We start from the raw sequence: 9,341 nt of genomic DNA, 5'->3' as shown, positions 1-9,341 counted from the left end.
GTGACGTCGCTGTCGACCTCTACGTCGACCGGCTTGTCGTCGGCCAATAGCTCGATCACCTCACTGTCGACGTCGACCTCGACGGGTATCAATTCGCTGTCGACGGGCCTCAGCTCGACCAATAGCTCGGTAACGTCGCTGTCGACTTCCACGTCCACCGGTCTCTCGTCGGCTAACAGCTCGATCACGTCGTTGTCCACGTCGACCTCGACCGGCATCAACTCGCTGTCCACGGGCCTCAGCTCGACCGATAGCTCGGTGACGTCGCTGTCGACCTCCACGTCGACCGGCCTGTCGTCGGCGAATAGCTCGATCACGTCGTTGTCCACGTCGACCTCGACCGGCATCAACTCGCTGTCGACAGGCCTTAGCTCGACCGATAGCTCGGTGACGTCGCTGTCGACTTCCACGTCCACCGGTCTCTCGTCGGCTAACAGCTCGATCTCGTCGCTGTCGACTTCGACCTCGACTGGCCTTTCGTCGGCCAACAGCTCGATCACGTCGCTGTCGACTTCGACCTCGACTGGCCTTTCGTCGGCCAACAGCTCGATCACGTCCCTGTCCACGTCGACCTCGACGGGCCTGTCGTCGGCCAATAGCTCGATCACGTCCCTGTCGACCTCGACTTCGACCGGCTTGTCGTCGGCCAATAGCTCGATCACCTCGCTCTCGACCTCGACCTCGACGGGTATCAATTCGCTGTCGACGGGCCTCAGCTCGACCGATAGCTCGGTGACGTCGTTGTCGACCTCCACGTCGACCGGCCTGTCGTCGGCGAATAGCTCCATCACGTCGCTGTCGACTTCGACCTCGACCGGCCTTTCTTCGGCCAACAGCTCGATCACGTCCCTGTCGACTTCGACTTCGACGGGCCTCTCGTCAGCCAACAGCTCGATTACGTCGCTGTCGACTTCAACCTCGACCGGCCTGTCGTCCGCTAACAGCTCGATCGATTCCCTGTCGACTTCAACCTCGACGGGTCTGTCGTCAGCCAACAGCTCGATCACCTCGCTGTCGACCTCGACCTCGACGGGCATCAGCTCACTGTCCACCGGTCTGAGCTCGACCAACAGTTCGGTGACGTCGCTGTCGACCTCCACGTCGACCGGCCTGTCCTCGGCGAACAGCTCGATCACGTCCCTGTCGACCTCGACTTCGACCGGTATCAACTCGCTGTCCACCGGCCTGAGCTCGACCAACAGCTCGGTGACGTCGCTGTCGACCTCCACGTCGACCGGCCTGTCGTCCGCCAACAGCTCGATCACGTCGCTGTCGACCTCGACTTCGACCGGCATCAACTCGCTGTCCACCGGCCTGAGCAGCACGGACAGCACGATCGTGTCGCTGTCCACGTCGACGTCGACCGGCATCGGCTCGCTGTCCACCGGCCTGAGCAGCACGAACAGCTCGGTGGCATCGCTGTCCACGTCGACCTCCACCGCGATCAACGCCGCGAAGACGCACTACTACAGCGTCAACGACAACGGCGTGCAGCAAGCCAACTACGACAATACGGGTGCAACGGGCACCAACGCCCTCGCCGCCGGTGTGAACGCCAGCGCGGCGGGCGCGAGCAGCGTCGCAGTCGGCGACGGTTCGAACGCGCAGACGGCAGGCGCGGTCGCGATCGGCCAGAGCGCATCGGCAACGGGCGGCAAGGCCGTATCGATCGGCTCCGGCAACACGGCGTCCGGCGACGGCGCGGTCGCGATCGGCGATCCGAACGTGGCGACGGGCACCGGGGCCGTGGCGATGGGTGCGAACAACACGGCGACCGGCGACGGCACGGTGTCCCTCGGCAACCAGAACACGGCAACCGGCGCCAGCGCGCTCGCCCTCGGCAGCTCGAACCAAGCCACCGCGGACAACACGATCGCACTGGGCAGCCAGGCCACGGCCAGCGCCGCCGGCGCACAGGCCTACGGCTCGGCCGCCAAGGCCACGGCCGCCGACGCGCTCGCCTTCGGCACGAACGCGCAAGCGAACGTCGCGAACTCGATCGCACTCGGCGCGAACTCGGTCACGGCGGCAGCCGTCGGCACCCCGAGCGCCACGATCGGCGGCGTCACCTACCCGTTCGCGGGCAGCTCGCCGGTCGGCGTGGTGAGCGTCGGCGCACCGGGCCAGGAACGCCAGATCACGAACGTCGCCGCGGGCCGGATCTCGGCCACGAGCACGGACGCGATCAACGGCAGCCAGCTGAACGCGACGAACAACGCGCTCAACACGCTGTCGACGTCCACCGCGTCGAACGTCGCGTCGCTGTCGACCGGCATCAATTCGCTGTCGACCGGCCTGAGCACGACGAACAGCAACGTGGCCTCGCTGTCCACGTCGACCTCGACCGCGATCAACTCGCTGTCGACGGGCCTCAGTTCGACGAACAGCAACCTCACGTCGCTGTCCACGTCGACCTCGACCGGCCTCGGCTCGCTGTCGACCGGCCTGAGTTCGACCAACAGCACGGTGGCCTCGCTGTCGACTGGCGTGACGAACATCAACAACCAGTTGAATCAGTTGTCGACGACGCTCAACAACAACACGACGCGTGCGGCGAACAACAACGGCGTGGCGGCCGACATGAACGGCAGCGGCAACGATCACCCGACCGTCACCGCCGGCTCGAACTCGGTGGCGATCGGCGCGAATTCGACGGACGGCGGCCGTTCAAACGTGGTATCGGTCGGCAGCGACACGCAGCAGCGCCAGATCACGAACGTCGCGCCGGGTACGCAAGGCACCGACGCGGTGAACGTGAACCAGTTGACGCAAGTGCAGACGACGCTGTCGACGGCACTGTCGGGCCAGCAGGCACAGATCAACTCGCTGGGTTCGCAACTGCAGCAAACCGACCAGATGGCGAAGCAGGGTATCGCGGCCGTCGGCGCGATGGCGTCGATCCCGCAACTCGACCGCGACGCCAACTTCGGGATGGGCGTGGGCACATCGACCTTCCTCGGCCAGAAGGCGATGGCGGTCAGCATGCAGGCGCGTATCACGGAGAACCTGAAGGCGTCGGTCAACGGCGGCTTCAGCGGCGGTCAGAAGGTGATCGGCGCCGGCATGCTGTATCAGTGGAAGTAACGCGTCGCACCGCCCGCGCGTCCGGCTTGCCAGCCGGACGCCCGCGGCGCCGACGGCAGGACGAGCCCGCCGCGCACCGCGCGGCGGGCCTCGGTCAACCCAAGCTTTAAGGACGTCACCGTGAACAAACTCGCTTTTGCGCTCGCGCTTTCCGCAACGGTCCTCGCCGCGTGCTCGACCGCATCCGGCCCGACCTTCAGCGCCTCCGAACTGCAGCCGCGCGACGGCGTGCGCACCTTCCAGGTGGACTGCCACGGCCTGCTGTCGGGCCCGCAGACCTGCATGAAGGCCGCCCGCAAGATCTGCGGCGACGCGCCCGTGCGCGCCGTCGACTCGGCCCGCGCGCTGCGCGACAAATCCGATCCGGCCACGCTGGTCTTCCAGTGCGGCGCCGCGCCGGCCGAGGCGGCCTCGGGCGCCACACCCGCACCCGCTGCCGCCGTTGTCGAACGCGTGAACCTGTCGGGCGACGCGCTGTTCGCGACCGATCGCGCGACGCTCGCGCCGACCGCGCGCGAATCGCTGGACCGGCTGCTGAGCGAGCGCGCCGAGCGCACGTACTCGCTGGTGACGGTCACCGGCTTCACCGACTCGGTGGGCAGCGACGACTACAACCTCGCGCTGTCGAAGCGCCGCGCCGAATCGGTCGCCGCCTATCTGAAGGCGCATGGGCTGAAGACCGATTCGATGACGGTCTCGGGCCGCGGCAAGGCCGATCCGGTCGCCTCGAACGCGACGCCGGAAGGCCGCGCCAGCAACCGTCGCGTCGAAATCCGGCTGCAGCACTGACGCGCCTGCGGCCGCCCATGCGGCCGCGCGATCCGGCAGGCCGCAGCGCCGCGCCGGAATTCCGCCGGACCGCCGGGGCGCCGCTTCGCCTGCGCCCGCTCCCGTTGGCCGCCGGCTATGTCAAAGTTCGTCACGCGCCGCCAAAACTGGCGGTTTCCATGCCACAATCGCCGCAAACAGTCGCCGGGGCAGCCTGCCCGACGCGCGCCGTGCCACGCGTGCCCGACGACACGCCGGAATCCGGCTGCCGCCTTCGCGAATCTCGTCGCCCGATTCGCGCACCGCAGCGCACCGGCGCGAATCCAACCATGACGATCCACGGCGCGCCGCTGCCGGCCAGACGCTCGACGCGATGCCGGACGCACGACGCCGCAGAGGAAACAACCGGTGACGGACATCAATGAAGCCGCCGCGGGCGGCACCCGCAAGCAACGGCCGGCGGTCGGCATCTCGCTGTTTGCGCGCGACGGCCAGGCGATCTGGGAAAACGGCATTCACCAGAACATCGCATTCCTCGCGATGATGCTCAAACGCTCGGATCGCGTCGGCCCCGTCTATTTCCTGAACGGTGGCGACGCCAACGCACTGCCGGTCGGCCTCGAACTCGACGGCCTCGACATCCCGCTCGTGAAACCCGCCGACGTCACGCACGAACTCGACGTCGTGATCGAAATGGGCGCGCAGTTGCCGGTCGAATGGCTCCGGCACATGAAGGCGCTCGGCAAGAAGACCGCCGCGTTCTTCTGCGGGCACGTGTATGCGGGGCTGGGCGAAACGCCGATCTTCGGGAAACCGTCGGGGCACGTGTTCAACGGCGCACCTTTCGACGAAGTGTGGCTGCTGCCGCAATACGACAAGACCGCCGCGCCGATGCTGCGGACGATCCTGCGCGCCCCCGTGCACCTGATGCCGCACATCTGGTCGCCGTACTTCCTCGAGCGCCGCGTGGCCGCGCTCGCCGACGAAGGCGCGACGTTCGGCTATCGGCCCGGCCCGCGGCCATGGAAGCTCGCGATGCTCGAACCGAACATCTCGGTCGTGAAGTCCTGTCACTACCCGATGCTCGCGTGCGACGAGCTCTACCGCGCGCGGCCTGATGCGGTGCAACACATGTTCGTCGTCAACTCGATGCACATGAAGGAGCATCCGACCTTCGTGCACTTCGCGAACAGCCTCGATCTCGTGCGCCAGCACAAGGCGACGTTCGAGCCGCGCATCGACCTGCCAAGCTTCATGGCGCGCCACGCGGATGCGGTCGTGTCGCACCACTGGGAAAACGGGCAGAACTATCTGTATTACGACGTGCTGTACGGCGGCTATCCGCTGATCCACAACTCGACGCTGATCGGCGACGCCGGCTATTACTACCCGGACTTCGACGCCGCCGCCGGCGGCCGCGCGCTGCTCGAGGCGTGGCTGCATCACGACGAACGCGTCGACGACTACCGTGCGAAGGCCGACCGGCTGCTGCACTCGGTCTCGATCGACAACCCCGCGAACCTCGACGCGTTCGTCTCGCGTCTGGTCGCCTGAACCGGAGCATACGCATGTCGGACTCCAATGCCCGTCAAGCGCCCGGCGAGGGCAAGCGTCTCGTCGTCGGCGTGTCGCTGTTCGTGCGCGGCGCCGGCCAGTCGCTGTGGGAAAACGGCATTTTCCAGAACTGCCTGCTGCTGATCCTGCTGCTGCGCCAGTCGCCGCTCGTCGCGGATGCCGTGATGGTGAACGGCGGCGAACAAGTTGCCGATCCACAGATGATGCTCGGCGAGTGGAACGTGCCGCTGCTGTCGATGGACGAAGCGCTCGAGCGCTGCGACGTGCTGATCGAAATGAGCGCGCAGTTCGGCGCGGACTATCTGCGCGCGTTCCGCGAGCGCGGCGGCAAGGTCGTCACGATGCGGGTCGGCAACGACTATGTGATCGACATCGAACGCGCGATGTTCGACAAGCCGTCGGGCTTCCTGTTCTCGGGCGCGCCGTACGACGCGGTGTGGACGATCCCCGAGTTCGAGCGCTCGTGCCTGCACTACTACCAGACGGGCCTGCGCGCGCCGGTCACGATCGTTCCGCACATCTGGCATCCGATGCTGTTCGACAAGGCGCGCGCGACGCTCGGCGCCGGTTTGTCGTTCGGCTATCAACCGGGCAAGCCGCGCTGGCGCGTGACGATGTTCGAGCCGAACATCTGCATGGTGAAGACGAGCATCATTCCGATGCTGGTCACCGAGGAAGCCTACCGCGCGAATCCGACATTCCTCGAATTCGTGCGCGTGTGCAACACGATCCACCTGAAGGATCACGCGACGTTCATCCACTTCGCGAAGAGCCTCGACATCGTGAACCACGGCATCACGACGTTCGAAAGCCGCTATGCGGTGTACGAGTTCATGGCCGCGTACGGCGATGCGGTGGTGTCGCACACGTGGGAGAACGCGCAGAACTACCTGTATTACGAGCTGCTGTACGGCGACTATCCGCTGATCCACAACTCGCCGTTCCTCGGCAAGGCCGGGTATTTCTATCCGGATTTCGACTGTCAGGCCGGCGGCCGCGCGCTGCTGCAGGCGTTCGCCGAGCACGACGCGAACCTCGACGCGTATCGCGAGCAGTCGAAGCACGTGCTCGATTCGGTCAGCATCTACAACCCCGACAACGTCGCGGCCTATACGGACGCGATCGCCACGCTCTATCGCGACGCATGACAGATCCTCGCCCCACGGAGCCGAGCCGATGAAACTCAATGTCGCGATAACGATCAACGTGCAGCGCGACGCGACGCAGTCGATCTGGTACAACGGCGCGAACCAGCACTGCGTGTACCTGTACATGCTGCTGAAGCAATCGCCGTTGATCGGCGAGGTCTGGCTCGCGCACGACGACGGCATCACCGGGTATCCGCAGGCGCTGATGATGGACGCGTTCGGCGACGCGCTGCGGCCGCTGTCGGCCGTCGTCCACCAGACCGACCTGCTGATCGAGATGAACGCGTTCGTCGATCCGTCGCACACGGACGTCGTGCGCCAGCGCGGCGGCAAGTGCGTGTCGTATCGCTTCGGTAACGACTACGTGATCGCGGTCGAGACGATCAACTTCGAGAAGAACGACTGGCGGCCGAACCCGCACCGCGTGCAGTTCGACGAGATCTGGACCAATCCGCAGCACATGCACACGTGCGCCGCGTATTTCCAGGCCGTGTACCGCGCGCCGGTGATCGAGCTGCCGCATATCTGGTCGCCGTATTTCATCGAACGCAGCCTCGACGCGGACCCTGAACTGAAGGCGCGCTTCGGCTATCGCAACCACGGCCCGGCCAAGCGCATCGCGTTCTTCGAGCCGAACCTGAACGTCGTGAAGAGCGCGATCGTGCCGATGCTCGCCGCGAACGCGTGCTACGTCGAGCATCCGGAGCTCGTCGAGCACGTGTACATGACCAACACGTTCGACAAGAAGGAAAACGTCGCCTTCAAGCATCTCGCGCTCGGGCTCGAGATGGTGCGCGACGGCAAGGCCACCGCCGACGTGCGCGCGCCGTTCGTCGCGTGGGCCGCGCATCACACCGACATCGTCGTGTCGCACCACTGGGAAAACGGCCTGAACTACCTGCTGTACGACGCGCTGTACGGCAACTACCCGCTCGTGCACAACTCGCCGTTTCTGCGCGACGTCGGCTACTACTATCCGGACTTCGAGATCTTCGATGCGGCGCGCGCGATCGCGACCGCCGCGCAGACGCACGACGCACAGCTCGACGACTACGCGGCGGCCGCCCGCCGCTGCCTGCACCAGGTCGACACGCTCGCCGAGCACAACGTCCGCGCCTATTCCACGCAGATCCAGCACCTGTTTGCCGGCCGCCCGCTCGGCTGATTGCCCGCGCACGCGCCGGTTGCGTTACGCCAGTACCCGGTCGCCGCTTTGTGCGGCGAACGCACGGCCATGCCGCCGCCCGATGCGCGCGAGCATCGCGAAACAACGGGCTGCCGACCGGCCTGCGTCGGCCGATTGCCGGACGAGGCTGTCGGATACGCCGCGCGCGATCGCCGACTCGTCGCCGCACGCGCCGGCGATGACGCCCGCATAATAGTGCCGGGCCGCCAGCTCGCGGCCACCCGCATCGAGCAGGCTCATCCGTCGAATACGGCGCGCGACGCGTGTCAGGCCGTCCAGACAGGGCGCGACATCGATCGGCGCATCGGTCGATTCGGCGCCCAGTTGCCCCAGTATGTCGGCCAATTCGGCGATCGCGACCAGGTCGCGCACATCGGTTGCCTGCGTGCCCGTTCCGCCTCCGGCTTTCGTCCCCGCCATGCCCACGCCCCTTTTGCGATTCGTCCCGCCCCCGACGCGCACCCCGCGCGCCGCCCTGCCCGTTCCCGCGGTCACGCGGCGGCCGGCGATCGCCATGAAAAGCGAATGCCCTGCGCCCACGTGACGCCGGCATCCACGATCATCTGCCGGTCAGTCTCGCTTTCCACGCCTTCGACGACGACGTGCCGCGCACCTTCATGCGCAAACGCGATCAGCCGCCGGAACTGGTAGCGCCCGATCGCGTTGTGCTTGATCATCGACAGGATCGAGCGGTCGAGCTTCACGATGTCGGGATTGCCGACCACCAGATTGTTCAATGCACTGAAACCGACACCGAAATCGTCGATCGCGATCCGGCACCCGGCCTGCCGGAAGCGGTACACGAACGACCGGCCCGCGACGGGGTTCAACGGCCCCGTCTCCGTGATCTCGACGACCAGCCGCGCCGCCACCGACGGCTCGCGCTCGAGCCGCCTGAAAATCGCGAGCCACGCGTCGTCCACGACCGCACTTGCCGCCGCGACGTTGCAACCGTACACGGCGCCCGGATCGGCGCGCAGCGCATCGATCGTGCGGCCGACCACCAGCCGGTCGAACCAGCGCATCAGGCCGAGCGATTCGAGACGCGGCAGGAAGGCGAGCGGCGGCAGCGCATCGCGCTCGCCCCACCGCAACCGCGCCAGGCGCTCCTCGTACAGCACGCCGCCAGACAGGTCGGCGCGGCACACGGGCTCGTGCGCGAATCCGAGCCGGCTTTCGACGAAACTGCGTACCGACGCAAGGTCGGGGTGATCGTCGCGCGCGCCGAACACGAGATCGATTTCGTCGCGATTCGCTTTCCGATTCGCCTCCTGGCGAGCTTCGACCGCATTCATCCGGCGCTCCGGCAAATGGCGAGCCGCCGATCGCGGCTCGACCTCAACACCCAGGCGGAACGCAGCAACCTCGACGCGCTCCGCCGCCTACCCGGCCCATCCTGTATGTCGATTTTTTCCGGGGAGCGTACTGGTCGCTTCGGCGCCGTCAAATTCGATATTTTTACGATATTCGATTACTTGGAATACACCACGCGCGCACACTGCCGACAGTGCGACAGGTTACACAACGCAAATTACGCGAACCTCAAATCCGAATCACTTACTTTTTTTCATTCAGACGGT

General features: G+C 66.3%; 7 protein-coding genes. 5 read left to right on the top strand and 2 right to left on the bottom strand.

Annotated elements, in window-relative coordinates:
* The 5 genes from A9Z05_RS36470 to A9Z05_RS26265 form a co-directional block, all read left to right on the top strand.
* The coding region (locus A9Z05_RS36470) for a YadA family autotransporter adhesin (protein ID WP_141723488.1) at nt 1-3,084 on the top strand (3,084 nt) is incomplete at its 5' end.
* Nucleotides 3,085-3,204: 120 nt separating this feature from the next.
* Nucleotides 3,205-3,873 (top strand): OmpA family protein, encoded by a 669-nt coding sequence (locus tag A9Z05_RS26280; RefSeq protein WP_069620675.1) that lies wholly within the window; start codon nt 3,205-3,207, stop codon nt 3,871-3,873.
* A 387-nt stretch (nt 3,874-4,260) separates the two neighbouring features.
* Nucleotides 4,261-5,406, top strand: a complete 1,146-nt coding sequence (locus A9Z05_RS26275) for a DUF2827 domain-containing protein (RefSeq protein ID WP_069620674.1) — start codon at nt 4,261-4,263, stop codon at nt 5,404-5,406.
* Nucleotides 5,407-5,420: 14 nt separating this feature from the next.
* On the top strand, nt 5,421-6,575 hold the full coding sequence (locus A9Z05_RS26270) for a DUF2827 domain-containing protein (protein ID WP_069620673.1): 1,155 nt from the start codon (nt 5,421-5,423) through the stop codon (nt 6,573-6,575).
* Nucleotides 6,576-6,603: 28 nt separating this feature from the next.
* The gene (locus A9Z05_RS26265; RefSeq protein WP_069620672.1) at nt 6,604-7,740 is read left to right on the top strand and encodes a DUF2827 family protein; all 1,137 of its coding nucleotides are present in this window, start codon (nt 6,604-6,606) and stop codon (nt 7,738-7,740) included.
* 24 nt (nt 7,741-7,764) lie between these two features.
* Here A9Z05_RS26265 and A9Z05_RS26260 read toward each other — a convergent pair whose 3' ends face one another.
* Both A9Z05_RS26260 and A9Z05_RS26255 read right to left on the bottom strand, forming a co-directional pair.
* Nucleotides 7,765-8,181 carry a hypothetical protein gene (locus A9Z05_RS26260; RefSeq protein ID WP_069620676.1) on the bottom strand — a complete coding sequence of 139 codons (417 nt, stop codon included), beginning with the start codon at nt 8,179-8,181 and terminating at the stop codon, nt 7,765-7,767.
* 71 nt (nt 8,182-8,252) lie between these two features.
* A complete protein-coding gene (locus A9Z05_RS26255) occupies nt 8,253-9,056 on the bottom strand; it encodes an EAL domain-containing protein (protein WP_069620671.1) in 804 nt (267 codons plus the stop codon).
* Nucleotides 9,057-9,341: the final 285 nt, after the last annotated feature.

This window comes from Burkholderia sp. A2 (genome assembly GCF_001729305.1).
Classification (GTDB): domain Bacteria; phylum Pseudomonadota; class Gammaproteobacteria; order Burkholderiales; family Burkholderiaceae; genus Burkholderia; species Burkholderia sola.
The sequence above is the reverse complement of the archived record's forward strand: the minus strand, read 5'-3'. Positions and strand labels throughout refer to the sequence as shown.

Bases quoted from the DNA above. Each gene is read 5' to 3' on its own strand.
- A9Z05_RS26270 (WP_069620673.1), top strand. From the start codon at position 5,421: ATGTCGGACTCCAATGCCCGTCAAGCGCCCGGCGAGGGCAAGCGTCTC.
- A9Z05_RS26260 (WP_069620676.1), bottom strand. From the start codon at position 8,181: ATGGCGGGGACGAAAGCCGGAGGCGGAACGGGCACGCAGGCAACCGAT.
- A9Z05_RS26265 (WP_069620672.1), top strand. From the start codon at position 6,604: ATGAAACTCAATGTCGCGATAACGATCAACGTGCAGCGCGACGCGACG.
- A9Z05_RS26255 (WP_069620671.1), bottom strand. From the start codon at position 9,056: ATGAATGCGGTCGAAGCTCGCCAGGAGGCGAATCGGAAAGCGAATCGC.